14 protein-coding genes are annotated in these 13,879 nt (G+C 72.7%); 2 read left to right on the forward strand and 12 right to left on the reverse strand.

Features of this window, described 5'->3' with window-relative positions; genetic code table 11:
* Nucleotides 1-39: 39 nt before the first annotated feature.
* The 8 genes from O7633_RS09080 to rapZ form a co-directional block, all read right to left on the reverse strand.
* Entirely contained in the window at nucleotides 40-384 is a 345-nt protein-coding gene (locus tag O7633_RS09080; protein ID WP_074474341.1) for an RNA polymerase-binding protein RbpA, read from the reverse strand.
* A 132-nt stretch (nucleotides 385-516) separates the two neighbouring features.
* The gene (secG, locus tag O7633_RS09085) at nucleotides 517-783 is read right to left on the reverse strand and encodes a preprotein translocase subunit SecG (RefSeq protein ID WP_043967510.1); all 267 of its coding nucleotides are present in this window, start codon (nucleotides 781-783) and stop codon (nucleotides 517-519) included.
* 95 nt (nucleotides 784-878) lie between these two features.
* On the reverse strand, nucleotides 879-1,670 hold the full coding sequence (gene tpiA, locus O7633_RS09090; RefSeq protein ID WP_077939159.1) for a triose-phosphate isomerase: 792 nt from the start codon (nucleotides 1,668-1,670) through the stop codon (nucleotides 879-881).
* Nucleotides 1,670-2,869, reverse strand: a complete 1,200-nt coding sequence (locus O7633_RS09095; RefSeq protein WP_282327327.1) for a phosphoglycerate kinase — start codon at nucleotides 2,867-2,869, stop codon at nucleotides 1,670-1,672. Before O7633_RS09095 ends, tpiA begins: the two co-directional genes overlap by 1 nt.
* A complete protein-coding gene (gene gap / locus O7633_RS09100) occupies nucleotides 2,866-3,870 on the reverse strand; it encodes a type I glyceraldehyde-3-phosphate dehydrogenase (protein WP_043967506.1) in 1,005 nt (334 codons plus the stop codon). Before gap ends, O7633_RS09095 begins: the two co-directional genes overlap by 4 nt.
* Before the next feature lie 315 nt (nucleotides 3,871-4,185).
* Nucleotides 4,186-5,166: a DNA-binding protein WhiA gene (gene whiA / locus O7633_RS09105; protein ID WP_074474344.1), complete on the reverse strand. Its 981-nt coding sequence runs from the start codon at nucleotides 5,164-5,166 to the stop codon at nucleotides 4,186-4,188.
* A gap of 54 nt (nucleotides 5,167-5,220) precedes the next feature.
* Nucleotides 5,221-6,249, reverse strand: coding sequence for a uridine diphosphate-N-acetylglucosamine-binding protein YvcK (gene yvcK / locus O7633_RS09110; RefSeq protein WP_282327328.1), 1,029 nt, complete (start codon nucleotides 6,247-6,249; stop codon nucleotides 5,221-5,223).
* Nucleotides 6,246-7,154 (reverse strand): RNase adapter RapZ, encoded by a 909-nt coding sequence (rapZ, locus tag O7633_RS09115; RefSeq protein WP_282328503.1) that lies wholly within the window; start codon nucleotides 7,152-7,154, stop codon nucleotides 6,246-6,248. The genes yvcK and rapZ overlap by 4 nt, the downstream gene beginning before the upstream one ends.
* A gap of 610 nt (nucleotides 7,155-7,764) precedes the next feature.
* Between rapZ and O7633_RS09120 the strand changes: the two genes are divergently transcribed.
* On the forward strand, nucleotides 7,765-8,757 hold the full coding sequence (locus O7633_RS09120) for a hypothetical protein (RefSeq protein WP_282327330.1): 993 nt from the start codon (nucleotides 7,765-7,767) through the stop codon (nucleotides 8,755-8,757).
* A gap of 104 nt (nucleotides 8,758-8,861) precedes the next feature.
* Here the strand turns inward: O7633_RS09120 and O7633_RS09125 are convergent, their stop codons facing one another.
* From O7633_RS09125 to O7633_RS09135, 3 genes are all read right to left on the reverse strand, one after another.
* Nucleotides 8,862-9,761, reverse strand: coding sequence for an SWIM zinc finger family protein (locus tag O7633_RS09125; protein WP_282327331.1), 900 nt, complete (start codon nucleotides 9,759-9,761; stop codon nucleotides 8,862-8,864).
* 65 nt (nucleotides 9,762-9,826) lie between these two features.
* Nucleotides 9,827-10,030, reverse strand: a complete 204-nt coding sequence (locus O7633_RS09130; RefSeq protein WP_282327332.1) for a DUF397 domain-containing protein — start codon at nucleotides 10,028-10,030, stop codon at nucleotides 9,827-9,829.
* Between the two features lie 23 nt (nucleotides 10,031-10,053).
* Nucleotides 10,054-10,908 (reverse strand): helix-turn-helix transcriptional regulator, encoded by an 855-nt coding sequence (locus O7633_RS09135; protein ID WP_282328504.1) that lies wholly within the window; start codon nucleotides 10,906-10,908, stop codon nucleotides 10,054-10,056.
* Between the two features lie 148 nt (nucleotides 10,909-11,056).
* Here O7633_RS09135 and O7633_RS09140 point away from each other — a divergent pair, with 148 nt between their 5' ends.
* Complete coding sequence (locus O7633_RS09140; RefSeq protein ID WP_282327333.1) at nucleotides 11,057-11,560, forward strand: hypothetical protein; 504 nt, start codon at nucleotides 11,057-11,059, stop codon at nucleotides 11,558-11,560.
* Nucleotides 11,561-11,580: 20 nt separating this feature from the next.
* Here O7633_RS09140 and O7633_RS09145 read toward each other — a convergent pair whose 3' ends face one another.
* Complete coding sequence (locus tag O7633_RS09145) at nucleotides 11,581-13,812, reverse strand: S8 family peptidase (RefSeq protein WP_282327334.1); 2,232 nt, start codon at nucleotides 13,810-13,812, stop codon at nucleotides 11,581-11,583.
* Nucleotides 13,813-13,879: the final 67 nt, after the last annotated feature.

Raw genomic sequence — 13,879 nt, forward strand, 5'->3', positions numbered from 1 at the left:
CCCGGCCCGGCAACCCGCCGGGCGCGGCGGGGGCCCCGCTCAGGAACCGCCCCGGCGGCGGCGCAGGGCGGCCAGGGCCTCCGCCAGCAGCGCCTCCCCCTGCTCGGGGGTGCGCCGCTCCTTCACGTACGCCAGGTGGGTCTTGTAGGGCTCGGGGCGGGCCCGGCCCGGCGGGTCCGCCCGGTCCTGACCGGCGGGGAGCCCGCAGCGCGGGCAGTCCCACAGCGTCGGCGGCGCCGCGTCGGCCGCGATGGGCACGTCGACCCGGTGGTCGTTGCGGCACCAGTAGCTGACCGGCCGGCGCGGGGCCGGCACGTGCCGCTCGCCGAGGCGTTCCGGCCCTGACCCGACCCGGGTGCCCCGGATGACGTTGCCACTCGTCACGCTGCTCGCTCCTGTCGTCGGAGGGGACCGCCGCGCAGGCGGGCGGCGGCGACGCGGTGCAGCACAGAAACAACTGCGCGCGGTCCGTCGGTGACGGACCGCGCGCAGATTGTACGACTCGCGGGCTCGCTCTCAGGCCCCGCTGCCGCTGCCGACCTGGAGGCGCAACCAGAGCCCCAGCCCGACGATGCAGGCGAACCAGACGATGCCCACCAGGACCGTGTAGCGGTCGAGGTTCTTCTCGGCCACGGAGGAGCCGGCAAGGCTGGAGCTGACCCCGCCGCCGAACATGCTCGACATACCGCCGCCCTTGCCGCGGTGCAGCAGGATCAGCATGGTGAGCATGATGCTCGTGATCGTCAGCAACACGATCAACGTGTATGCGAACCAGATCGGCATGGCTGGGGTCAGTCCTCTCGTAGCGATCCTCGCCCGGACAGGTCGGGCACTGCGGCACCGGCCGGTGGACGGGCGGAGTCAAGGATAGCGAGCCTTCAGCGGCTGATGTGCTCCGGGAACCGGCAGATCTTGGCGAATTCCTCGCCGTCGAGGCTCGCGCCGCCCACCAGGGCCCCGTCCACGTCCGGCTGGGCCATGATCGAGGCCACGTTCGAGGACTTCACCGACCCGCCGTAGAGGATGCGCACCTGGTCGGCGGTCGCCTGGTCGTAGGTCTCGACGAGGCGCTTGCGCACCTCACCGCACACCTCCTGGGCGTCCTCCGGGGTGGCGGTCTTGCCCGTCCCGATCGCCCACACCGGCTCGTACGCCACGACGACCTTGGTGACCTGCTCCGGGGTGAGCCCCCGCAGCGCGCCGTCGAGCTGGTCGCAGCAGTGCGGCACGTGCCGCAGCTGCTCACGCACCTCCAGGCCCTCACCGATGCACAGGATCGGGGTGAGCCCGTGGGACAGCGCGGCGGTCACCTTGTCGTTGACCAGTGCGTCGTCCTCGTGGTGATATTGCCGCCGCTCGGAGTGGCCGACCACCACGTAGGTGCAGCCGAGCTTCGCCAGCATCGCCCCGGAGATGTCCCCGGTGTACGCCCCCGACGGGTACGGCGACAGGTCCTGCCCGCCGTAGCCGATGAGCAGCTTGTCGCCCTCGATCGCGGTCTGCACGGTGCGCAGGTCGGTGAAGGGCGGCAGCACGACGCACTCGACGTCGGTGAGCTGCTGCGCGGTGAGGCTCGCGGCCAGCTTCTGCACCAGCAGGTTGGCCTCGAAGTGGTTGAGGTTCATTTTCCAGTTGCCGGCCATCAGCGGCCGGCGGGTGATCGCCGCCATCAGTCCTCCAGCGCCGCGATGCCGGGGAGGGTCTTGCCCTCCAGGTATTCCAGCGACGCGCCGCCGCCGGTGGAGATGTGCCCGAACGACGACTCGTCCAGCCCGAGGGCACGGACCGCCGCCGCGCTGTCGCCGCCGCCGACCACGCTGAACGCGTCGGCCTTGGTGATCGCCTCGGCCACGCCCCGGGTGCCGTTCGCGAACGCCGCCATCTCGAACACGCCCATCGGGCCGTTCCAGAAGATCGTCTTCGCGTCGGCGAGGGCGGCGGCGAAGCCGGCCACCGTCTCCGGGCCGATGTCCAGCCCGAGCCGGTGGCTCGGGATGGCGTCGGCGCGGACCGTGTCGTGCGCCGCGTCGGGGGCGAAGGCGTCCGCCGCCACCACGTCGACCGGGAGCAGGATCTTGCCGTCGGCGCGCTCCAGGAGGTTGCGGCAGGTCTCGACCATCTCCTCCTCCAGCAGCGAGGTGCCCACCTCGTGGCCCTGGGCCTTGAGGAAGGTGAAGCACATCCCGCCGCCGATGAGCAGCCGGTCGACCTTCGGCAGCAGCGCCTCGATCACCGCGAGCTTGTCGGAGACCTTCGAGCCGCCGAGCACCACCACGTACGGGCGCTCCGGCTCGCCGGTGAGCTTGGCGAGCACCTCCACCTCGCGCAGCACCAGGCGGCCCGCGACGTGCGGCAGTCGGGCCGGCACGTCGAAGACGCTGGCGTGCTTGCGGTGCACCGCGCCGAACGCGTCGTCGACGTACGCCTCGCCGAGGGCGGCGAGCTGGTCGGCGAACGCGCCCCGCTCCGCCTCGTCCTTGCTGGTCTCGCCCTTGTTGAAGCGCAGGTTCTCCAGCAGGGCGACCTCGCCGTCGGCGAGCGCGTCGACCGTGGACCGGGCGGACTCGCCGACGGTGTCCTCGGCGAACCGCACCTGCGCGCCGAGCAGCTCGCCGAGGCGGACCGCGACCGGACGCAGGCTGAACTGCGGGTCGGGCGCGCCCTTCGGGCGGCCCAGGTGCGAGAAGACCACGACCTTCGCGCCCGCCCCGGTCAGGGCGGTCAACGTCGGCAGCACCGCGCGGATGCGGCCGTCATCCGTGATCTTCCCGGTCTGCTTGTCGAGCGGGACGTTCAGGTCGGCGCGCACGAGCACGCGCCGACCCGACACCCCCTCGGCGAGCAGGTCGTCGAGGTTGCGGATGGTCACAGCGACTGACCCACCAGCTTGACCAGGTCCACCAGGCGGTTCGAGTAGCCCCACTCGTTGTCGTACCAGCCGACGACCTTGACCTGGTTGCCGATGACCTTGGTCAGCGGCGCGTCGAAGATGCACGACGCCGGGTCGGTGACGATGTCGGCGGAGACGATCGGGTCCTCGTTGTAGACCAGGACGCCCTTGAGCGGGCCCTCGGCGGCGGCCTTCAGCGCGGCGTTGACCTCGTCGACCGAGGTCTCCCGGCCCACCTCGACGGTGAGGTCGGTGGCCGAGCCGGTGGGGATCGGCACCCGCAGCGCGTAGCCGTCGAGCTTGCCCTTCAGCTCCGGCAGCACCAGGCCGATGGCCTTCGCGGCGCCCGTGGAGGTCGGGACGATGTTCAGCGCGGCGGCCCGGGCGCGGCGCAGGTCCTTGTGCGGCGCGTCCTGGAGGTTCTGGTCCTGGGTGTACGCGTGGATGGTGGTCATCAGACCCTTGGTGATGCCGAACGTGTCGTGCAGCACCTTCGCCATCGGGGCGAGGCAGTTGGTGGTGCAGGAGGCGTTCGAGATGATCGTGTGCTTGGCCGGGTCGTACTGGTCGTGGTTGACGCCCATGACGACCGTGACGTCCTCGTTCTTCGCCGGGGCGGAGATGATGACCTTCTTGGCCCCGCCGTCGACGTGCGCCTTCGCCTTGGTGCCGTCGGTGAAGAAGCCGGTCGACTCGATGACCACGTCGGCCCCGACCTCGCCCCACGCCAGCTTCGCCGGGTCGCGCTCGGCGAACGCCTTGATGGTCTTGCCACCGACGGTGATCTCGTCGGCCGTCGCCTTGACCTCGTGCGGGAGGCGACCCAGGATGCTGTCGTACTTGAGCAGGTGGGCGAGCGTCGCGTTGTCGGTCAGGTCGTTGACGGCCACGACCTCGATGTCCGCGCCGGACGCCAGCACGGCCCGGAAGAAGTTACGGCCGATGCGGCCGAAGCCGTTGATGCCAACCCGGATGGTCACAGGTCCCATCTCCTCGCGTTCTGATCCGCCGGCGTGGAATCGGACCGGCGAAGTGGTGTGCGCCGACCGTTGGAGTCGGCCGTTGACAGTGCGTGTCGGCCACCCCGCCGCGGCCCGAGAGAACCTGACCGCCCGAGGCGGTGTGCACGGCGAGAGTGCCGGTGCCGGCCCCCTTGCCGTACGCAACGACCCTATCCGAGCGCGTGGCGGCGCGGTGCGCCGGGTGGTGATCCGCTGCGCGCTCCCGGGGCCGGCGCGCGCCCCGGTCGACGCGCGGCGGGACGGGCCCGCCGCCCGCCCACCGCCACCGTCCTATCAGACCACGAGCATGTCGGGCGTGACGGCCGCTTCCGTATCCGGGATGCCCAGGTCGCGGGCCCGCTTGTCGGCCAGGGCCAGCAACCGGCGGATCCGGCCGGCGATGGCGTCCTTGGTCAGCGGCGGGTCGGCGAGCGCGCCCAGCTCCTCCAGGGACGCCTGCCGGTGCTCCAGGCGCAGCCGGCCGGCGGAGGTGAGGTGGTTCGGCGCGTCCTCGGCGAGGATCTCCAGCGCCCGCGTCACCCGGGCGGCGGCGGCCACGGCCGCCCGCGCCGAGCGGCGCAGGTTGGCGTCGTCGAAGTTGGCCAGCCGGTTGGCGGTGGCCCGCACCTCGCGGCGCACCCGGCGCTCCTCCCAGGCCAGCACGCTGGAGTGTGCTCCTATGCGGGTGAGCAGCGCCGCGATGGCGTCGCCGTCCTTGACCACCACCCGGTCCACCCCGCGCACCTCGCGGTTCTTCGCGGTGATGCCGATGCGCCGGGCCGCGCCGACCAGCGCCAGCGCCGACTCCGGGCCCGGGCAGGTGATCTCCAGCGCGCTGGAGCGGCCGGGCTCCGTCAGCGAGCCGTGCGCCATGAACGCCCCCCGCCACGCGGAGACCGCGCAGCAGACGTTCGCGGCCACCACGTGCGGCGGCAGGCCCCGCACCGGGCGGCCCCGCACGTCCAGCAGCCCGGTCTGCCGGGCCAGCGCCTCGCCGTCCTTGACCACCCGGACGATGAAGTGGCTGCCCTTGCGCAGCCCGCCGGAGGCGAGCACGTGGATCTCGCTGGAGTAGCCGTAGACCTCCGCGATCTCCCGGCGCAGCCGCCGGGCCACCGCCCCGGTGTCCAACTCGGCCTCGACCACCACCCGCCCGGAGACGATGTGCAGCCCGCCGGCGAAGCGCAGCAGCGCCGCCATCTCCGCCCGCCGGCAGCAGGGCTTGGGCACGTCGACCCGGCTCAGCTCGTCCTTGACCGCAGCCGTCATCGCCATTGTGCGCCCCCTCACGGACCGGTTCCGGCGTGTCGCCGGAGATTACGTACGTGCTTAACGATCGGCGCCCAGGACAGGCACCAGGGCGGCGCCCAGGGCGGCCGGATCGTGACGGGGTTCGCCGTCGGTGACGGCGACCGGGGCGAGGACCAGCCGGGCACCCAGCGATTCTGCCGCACGTTCGACCGGCGCGGGATCGCCCACCGCCTTGGAGTCCGCCAGCACCAGGTCCACCGCCAGCTCGGGCAGGTAGTGCCGCAGGGTGGCCAGGTGGTCGGCGAGGGAGAGCCCGAGGGTCTCCTTCTCCGCCGCGAGGTTGAGCGTGACCAGCCGGCGGGCCGGGCTCGCCACGATCGCCGCCGCCAGCCCCGGCACCAGCAGGTGCGGCAGCACGCTGGTGTACCAGCTACCCGGCCCGAAGATCAACCAGTCGGCCTCGGCCGTCGCCGCCACCGCCTCCGCGCAGGCCGCCGGGGTCGTCGGGGTCAGCCGCAACGATTCCACCCGCCCCCCGGTCACCGCCACCTGGTGCTGGCCGCGCACCCTGCGCACCTCGTCGGGGTACGCCGGGTCGGCCCCGCGCACCCGCGCCTCGATGCCGACCGGCTGGCGCGACATCGGCAGCACCCGGCCCACCGCGCCGAGCATCGCCCCGGCGTGCTCCAGGGCGGCCACCGGGTCGCCGAGCAGCTCGATCAGCCCGCAGAGCACCAGGTTGCCCACGGCGTGCCCGGCCAGCCCGTCGTCGGTGTCGGCCGGGTCGCCGGGGGTGTCGGCGAAGCGGTGCTGGAACAGCCCGGCGGTGCGCCGGGTCGCCGGGTAGTCCCCGGCGAGGGCCACCAGCGCCTGCCGCAGGTCGCCCGGGGGCAGGCCGCCCCGGCGGGCGCGCAGCCGGCCGCTGGAGCCTCCGTCGTCGCCGACGGTGACCACGGCGGTGATGTCCAGGTCCAGCTCCGGCACGCACCGGCGCAGCGCCCGCAGGGACACCGACAGGCCGTGCCCGCCGCCGAAGGCGACCACCCGGGTACGCCGCCCGTCGCCCCGCCCGCCACCCGCTCCCGGGGGCTCCGCCGGCGGCGTCATTCCCGTCCCAGGTCGCGGTGTTGCGCGTTGGCCGCCAGCCCGGCGTGGCGCAGCCGGGCAGCCAGCTCCTCGGCGATGGCCACGCTGCGGTGCTTGCCGCCGGTGCAGCCGACCGCCACGGTCAGGTACCGCTTGCCCTCCCGCGCGAACCCGGTGGTGGTGGCGTTGACCAGGTCCGCGTACGTCCCGACGAAGGCGTCCGCGCCCTCCTGGCCCAGCACGTACGCGCTGACCGCCCCCTCCCGCCCGGTGTGCTCCCGCAGCTCGGGCACCCAGTACGGGTTCGGCAGGAACCGGGCGTCGAGAACGAAGTCGGCGTCCGGCGGGAGGCCGTACTTGAAGCCGAAGGAGAGCACGGTGATCCGCAGCCGGCGGGCGTCCTCGCCGCCGAACAGCTCCTCGATCCGGCGGCGGAGCTGGTTGACGTTCAGGTGGCTGGTGTCGATGATCACGTCGGCCTGGTCGCGGGCCTCCTCCAGCAGGCCCCGCTCCACGGCGATGCCGTCGGCCAGCCGCCCGTCGCCCTGCAACGGGTGCGAGCGCCGGACGCTCTCGAACCGGCGGATCAACACCTCGTCGTCGGCGTCGACGAAGACCACGCGCGGGGAGAAGCCCCGGTCCTTCAGCTCCCGGATCGCCCCGGCCAGGTCCGTGGAGAAGGCGCGGGAGCGCACGTCCAGCACCATCGCCGTGCGCCGGGCCGCGCCGCCGGCCTTGACGGCCAGCTCGGCCATGTCGAGCATGAGCGCCTGGGGCAGGTTGTCGACGACGTAGTAGCCGACGTTCTCCAACGCCCGCGCCACCGTGCTGCGCCCGCCGCCGGACACGCCGGTCACCACCACCAGGGTAGTCTCCGCCTCTGCCTCCGTCGCCGGCCGGGCCGCCGCCTCCGCGGCCACGGGCAGCGTGTCCGTGGCCGCCCCCGCCGCCGCTGTCGGGCCGTCGCCGGCCGGAACCTCGGGCGTCCGCGCCTCGTTCACTGCCCACTCCCCACGGATGACGCACGGCCGACCTGACCGCGGTGGCCGACCTAGAACTCTATCCCGCCCGCCCCCCGAACCCCGGCAACCACCCCGGTCGCCCGTCCCGCCGCCCGCCCCGCCGCGCCCTCCCGCACTCCCCGCCCTCCCGCCGCCCGCCCGCCCCGCCAACCCGCCCCGCTGACCTGCCCCGCGATCTTGCACTTGCGGCCCCCGATCCGCCCCATACGCCCTTTTCGCCCGGGCCCCAAGTGCAAGATCGCGGGAACGTGGACGGCGCGGCGCGGGGCGGGGCGGGACGGGGTGGGACGGGGTGGGGTGGGGTGGGGTGGGGTGGGATTGGGCACGATCGGAGAAGTCGGTCGGTCGATCCGACGTCATACTGCGGTTGGACATCGACCCGACTCGATGAAATCTCGGTTCCGGGCGATGTCCACCCGGCCGGCGGTGCCGGCCTCCCGGTCCGGGCGTCGTCGTCGGCGTCGCCGACGCGCCCCCGCCGGGGTCTCGTCCCCCTCGGCATGAGGAGCGCAGCGTGACGCAGACCCACCGTTCTCCCCGACCCCCCGTGGACCTCCGGCCCGACAGCGCAGGCGCGGGAACGTCCACCTTCGTCAACGGGCACTTCCCCCGGCGACGGGCACTGATCATCCTGCTCAGCGTGCTCGGCGGCTTCCTGCTGACCGTGGTCTGGTCGGCCGAGTTCGCGGACCAGACCATCGGCGACAACGTCGCCAACACGCTGCTGGGACACGACGCCAAGGAGACGCCGATCCAGGGCATCGCGGCGGGCATCGTGTTCGCCTTCGTCTCCGGCATCGCGGGCACGTTCACCGCCTGCAACATCGCCGCCTTCGGCGCCATCGCCCCGCTCACCGGCACCGCGGCCGGGAGCCGCCTGCACCGGTTCGCCCAGCCGCTGAAGCCGCTGGGCTGGATGTCGGTCGGAATGATCGCGGTGTCGGCGACGTACGGTGCGATCGTCGGCCTCGTCGGCACCGCCATGCCGCAGTTCTCCACGGCCCCGACCACGCCCGGCGGCCTGTCGCCGCGCAGCATCCAGTCGATGGTCGTCTTCGGCCTGATCGGCCTGGTGATGGTCTACCTCGGCCTGGCCTCGCTCGGCATCGTCGGGGACCCGTTCGCCCGGATCGCCCGCCGGTTCCCCAACGCGCCCATGGTCTTCATGGGCGCGCTGATCGCCGGCTTCCTGATCGGGCGGCCCTTCCCGCTGTTCCGGCAGATGTTCCGCGACGCCGCCGAGAGCGGCAACCCGTTGTACGGTGCGGCGGCGTTCACGCTCCAGTCCCTCGGCAACATCGTCATCATGGCGGTGCTGTTCCTGCTGATGGCCTGGCTCGCCGGCTCCCGCCTGCAACGGTGGTTCGCCGAGCGGCCGAGCCGGCTGGCGGTGCTGACGGCGGTCGCGTTCATCGTCGCCGGCGCGTTCACGTTCCTCTACTGGGACGTCCGGCTGCTCGCCCGCCGCGAGATCATCCCCTGGTACCCGCTCGCCCCCTGGGCCTGAGTGCAAGGAAGGGCCCCCTGTTAACGCATTCTGTTGTACAAGGGGCCCTTCCTAACAAGCATGCGCGGCGACAACAGCAGCGTCGGCGTCGGGCGCGGCGGTCGTCAGTGGAGCTGGCGCAGCGCCTTGACGCGCTCGCGGCCGAGCACGGCAAGGTAGTCCCACGGCTCGTCGAGACAGGAGTCGACCTCAGCCGCCTCAATGATCTCGACGAGCCGGGCGGCCAGTTCGTCAGGGTCCGGCTGCACCTGCTCGCAGAGCTGGACGTGGACCGCCCGTAGCGCGCCGCCGATCTCGGCCGGTTCTTCCTCGTACGTCTCCCAGGCGTCATGCAGGTAGCCGGAGAGCCCGTCCCACGCGCGGGCGGCCCGCTCGACCAGCAGCAGCGTCTCCTCGGTCGGCGGTCGTTGGGCAAGCACCTCGACCTCTTCGACGATCGCCCGGCCAGCCTTCTCCACGTCGTGCAGATCCCAACGGTCACCGCTGGTCGCCTCATGGGCCAGGTTGTCGATCATTCGACGGATGTCGTTCAGCTCGGCGGCGGTGAGGGACGCGAGCTGGCCGGCCTGCGCCCGCAACCTGCTCTCCAGCACACGATCCGCAGCCGCCCACTCGGCGACCAGCAACGCCAGCCGTCGGGCGGGGATGTTCCGCGCGATTTCGACCAGCCCAGCGACCCGGGGGTCGACCGCCAGGGCCGACGGTGGCGTGGCCGCCGAGGACCAGGCGAGACCTTCGTCCAGGGCGGCGAGGGTGAGGGCCACCGCGTGCGCGCACAGCCCCGCGCCGTCCGGGCAGTCGCACTCGGCGGTGAAGCCGTCCGTCGTGACGCCCACCCAGACCTCGTACGGCGGCCGCCCGGCCTCCCTGATCACGCCGGATGCTCCCCCGCCGGCCGGCCCGAACTCCGCCGGCTGACCGGCTGCCCGCAACGTGTCGGCCGCTGCGCAGGCCGCGGGACCGGCCGCGTCCCGCAGGGCTTCGATGTCGATGCTCACCGCCATCCGGTCATCTAACCGGGCGTGGGTGATGCCGCCGGCATCGGGGCGACGACCGACTCGGCGAGGGATCAGCCGCGCAGGCCGCGCCGCAGGCCGACGACGAACGACGACCAGGCGTCCCGGTCGAAGCGGAGCGTTGGCCCGTCCGGGTCCTTGGAGTCCCGCACCGCCAACGCAGCAGAGAAGTCGGCCACCTCGACACAGTTCGAATCGTTCGCACCGCTCCGGCTGCTCTTCCGCCAGAAGACCTGTGCCGGATCCAGGGGGGTCATCGGTAGCCCTCCAGAGGTTGGACTCAGTCCGGGACCTCGGCAGCAATCCGCGCAAGGAGGTCCGCAGACTGATCAGGGTCGAGCGCCTTGGCCCGAAGGTGGTCGAACATGAGTCTATAGCGGGCTACCTGTCGGTCCTCTTCGAGCAGCAGGGCGCTGGTGTCGTTGCTGACATAGACCACCGCCGGGTCGAGTATCGGATCGGCGTAACCCAGCAGGGTGAAGGCTCCGCCCATCGCCGCGTGCGCTCCGGCGGTGAACGGCACGACCTGTAGCTCGACTGTGGGCATCTCGCACGCCTCGACCAGGCGCGCGAGCTGAGCACGCATCACCTTCGGGCCACCGACCACCCGCCGGACCGCCGCCTCGTCCAACACCGCCCACAACGACGGCGGCACGTCACGGAACAGCAGCGCTTTGCGGGCAAGTCTCGCCGCCACCACTCGGTCCGTCTCGTCCTGGTCGGCGGTGCTGCGCCCTGCCCTGACGATCGCGCGGACGTACTCCTCCGTCTGCAACAGGCCGGGCACGTACAGGCTCTCGAACGCGCTGATCGACGTCGCCTCCGCCTCGAAGCCGACGTAGTCGTCCGGCAGCACGTCGCCGTACGCGCTCCACCAACCCTTCTGGCGCGACTGCCGCAGCAGCGCGGTCAGCGACTCCCGTTCCTCCTCGGAGGCGTCGTAGAGGTCGAGCAACGGCGGCAGGTCCTTGGGCATCACCCGGGAGTGCCCGAGCTCGAAGCGGATGATCTTGGTGCGATGCCAGCCCAGCAGCTTGGCCACATCCTCAGCGGTGCGCCCGGTGCGGTCCCGCAGGCGACGCAGCTCGCGGCGCAGACGACGGGCCCTGATCGTCGGACTCGGCACCTGCGCCATCACCAACACCACCTCCACCGCGGGTAACCGATTCTCACCTGAGAGCTATCCCAGATCAAGCACCCGACGGATAAAAGTGCGACGTTGCGTTTTGCGCTTCCATGGGTCAGTCTCTTGCTATCCACCCATTACGGAGAGGCACGTGACAGTGACTGACGATCAAGCATCGCAGTGGCCCGAGTCCGACTTTCACCGTGACCTGGCGGCCGTGCTCGACGGGGCCGACGTGTCCGAGCGGGTCCGGGCCGCCGTCGCGCACGCGCTGACGAAGCCGGACACCCTCTCGTCGTACGTCAATTCCCTGGTCAACCGCTACACGACGGACCGCGAGCGGGGCCCGGGGCGCAACCGGCCGCCCGCCGGGGCGTACGAGATGCACCGCCGGTGGACGCTGCACCTGTCCTACCCGGCACCCGACCTGCGGGAGGCCCGCGACCAGGCCGTCGTCTACACGGAGGGCCTGACGATCCTGCGCCCCGAACTGCCCGCGAGCGCCGCGCTGCTGTCCCGGGCCGACGCCTGGAACCACGTCGAGCCGGTGTTCTGCGGCCGGACCGGCCCCGACGGCGAGGTCTGCCTGGACGTCACCGGTCACCCCGGCTTCCACAGCGCGGCCGGCATCGGCGGGCTGTGCTGGGGCGACGGCGACTGACAGCCATCGTTGAAGCGCCGTCAGAGGGTCAGCTTCCAGCCCTCGATCAGGCCCTCGTAGCCGGCGACGTTCTCGACCCGCAGCTTCCAGGTGCCACGGGTCGGCTTCCCCGACAGGTCGGCGATGTAGACCTCGCGGGCGTTCGCCTTGTACGACCCCACGAGGCTCTCCTTGAGCAGCACCACCTGCCCGCCCGGCGCGACCAGGGAGATCTGGAGGTCGCGGCCGTACTGGTGCGCGATGCTGACCTCGACGTAGCTGGTGGTCGACGGGGCCCGGCCGCAGTCGGCGACGCTGATCGGCGACTCGACCGTGCCGGAGGCGGGGATCCGCACGTCGGCGGTGGCGACCCCGCCGCACGCGGGCGCGGGCAGGTTCGCGCCCGCCAGGTTGATCTTCCACGAGTCGAGGAACCCGGTGCCCTGGGCCAGGTTGTCGCTGACGTACAGGTTCCAGGTGCCGTTGGCCGGCTCGGCCGACAGGTCGTAGGTGAACGTGTAGTCGATGCGGTCGCCGTCGCCGCCGGTGTGGTCCAGGAGGAAGTACCAGGTGCCCCGGGGCGAGATCAGCCGCACGTCGAGCTCCCCGATGACGGTGTGCTCGATGTGGATTTCCACCGTGCTGTTGCGGGCGGCGTTGCCGGCGCAACCGGTGACGGCGATCGGGGCGTAGAGGTTCTGGGAGTCGGTGATCGCCCGGTCGGTGCCGTCGGAGCGGACGCAGGCGGCCGGGTCGTCGATGCGCAGCTGGACGGCCACCGCGCGGGTCGCGGCGGTCCCGGTGCCGATCACCGTGACGGTGTACGTGCCGGCCAGCGCCGTCGACGCGGCGCCGAACGTGAGCGTGGTGCCGCCGTTCGAGGAGATGCTGGCGGACTGGAACGTGGCCGTGACGCCCGCCGGCACGCCCCGGACCGCCAACGCGACCGGCTGGGACGCGCCCCTGGTGACGCTGCCGGCGATCGTGGTGGTGACCGTGCCGCCGGCGGTGACGGTGACGTTGGCCGGGGTGGCGGTCAGGGTGAAGTCGTTGGCCGGGGTGGTGGGGTCGACGTGCAGCAGCCGGTTCGGCGTGCCGACGCCCGCGTCGGTCACCGCCCCGACGGTGGCGTCGGCCAGGAGCGCCTGGGTCACCTGGGCCGGGGTGTAGGTCGGGTGCTCGGCCAGGATCAGCGCGGCGGCCCCGGCGACGTGCGGGCTGGCCATCGACGTCCCCGAGGCCGTGCGGGTGGTGGCGGTGCCGCCGATGTAGGCCGAGGTGATGTCGACACCCGGCGCGAACAGGTCCACACAGGTGCCGATGTTGGAGAACGAGGCGCGCGCGTCGTTGGCCCCGGTGGCGGCCACGGTGATCGCCTCCGGCACGGAGGCCGGAGTGGTCGTGCAGGCGTCGGCGCCGTTCTCGTTGCCCGCGGCGACCGCGTAGGTGACGCCGTCGGCGATGGACCGCCGCACGGCCTCGACCATGGGCGCGTACGCCGCGCCGCCGAGGCTCATGTTGGCCACGGCCAGCTCGCCGGGGTCGTGGTCGCCGGTGACCCAGTCGACCCCGGCGATGATCTGCGAGGCCCAGGCGCCGCCGGTGCAGCTCAGCACGCGCACGGCGACCAGTTGCACGTGCTTGGCCACGCCGAAGGTGGACCCGCCGAGCGTGCCGGCCACGTGGGTGCCGTGGCCCTGGCAGTCGGTGGCGTCGGCGTCGTTGTCCATGAAGTCCCAGCCGGACACCGCCCGCCCGGCGAACTCGCCGTGGGTGAGGTTGATGCCCGAGTCGATCACGTAGGCCCGCACGGCCGCCGTGGCGCGGGGATAGGTGAACGAGTTGTCGAGCGGCAGCGCGCGCTGGTCGATCCGGTCGAGGCCCCAGGACGCGGTCGGGGTCTGCACGTCGGACGCGGACACCGTGCGGTTCTGCGTCACGGAGGCCACGGCCGGGTCGGCGGCGAGCCGGCGGGCGCCCCGCTCGGACAGCCGGGCCTCGAAGCCGCGCAGGGCGTGCCGGTAGACCAGGCCCACGTGGCCGCCCTGCCGGGAGGCGAGGCGGCGGGCGGTTGCGGGCACGGCGTCGGCCGTGACGGCGGCGTCGCGCAGCACGACGACGTAGGAGCCGGGAACGGCGTCCGGGCCGTTGACGGCGACGACGTCGCCCTCGGCCGGGGCGGCGATCGCCGGGGCGGCTGCGGTGAGGGCCAGCATGGCCGCTGCGGCCGCGGTGCCGAGCAGGGAGGTCCTGCGGCGTCCTGCCGGTGTCATGGTTGCCTCCCCAGACGACGTGCGCGACACGGCCACGGCCCGTCACGCGCCGGGCGCACGCGCGGCC

It is taken from the genome of Micromonospora sp. WMMD712 (assembly GCF_029581295.1).
In the GTDB taxonomy this organism is placed as follows: domain Bacteria; phylum Actinomycetota; class Actinomycetes; order Mycobacteriales; family Micromonosporaceae; genus Micromonospora; species Micromonospora carbonacea.

Excerpts from the sequence above, each read along its gene's own strand:
- secG (WP_043967510.1), bottom strand. The coding sequence starts at position 783 with ATGCCGATCTGGTTCGCATACACGTTGATCGTGTTGCTGACGATCACG.
- tpiA (WP_077939159.1), bottom strand. The coding sequence starts at position 1,670 with ATGGCGGCGATCACCCGCCGGCCGCTGATGGCCGGCAACTGGAAAATG.
- whiA (WP_074474344.1), bottom strand. The coding sequence starts at position 5,166 with ATGGCGATGACGGCTGCGGTCAAGGACGAGCTGAGCCGGGTCGACGTG.
- yvcK (WP_282327328.1), bottom strand. The coding sequence starts at position 6,249 with ATGACGCCGCCGGCGGAGCCCCCGGGAGCGGGTGGCGGGCGGGGCGAC.
- O7633_RS09125 (WP_282327331.1), bottom strand. The coding sequence starts at position 9,761 with ATGGCGGTGAGCATCGACATCGAAGCCCTGCGGGACGCGGCCGGTCCC.
- O7633_RS09130 (WP_282327332.1), bottom strand. The coding sequence starts at position 10,030 with ATGACCCCCCTGGATCCGGCACAGGTCTTCTGGCGGAAGAGCAGCCGG.
- O7633_RS09135 (WP_282328504.1), bottom strand. The coding sequence starts at position 10,908 with ATGGCGCAGGTGCCGAGTCCGACGATCAGGGCCCGTCGTCTGCGCCGC.
- O7633_RS09145 (WP_282327334.1), bottom strand. The coding sequence starts at position 13,812 with ATGACACCGGCAGGACGCCGCAGGACCTCCCTGCTCGGCACCGCGGCC.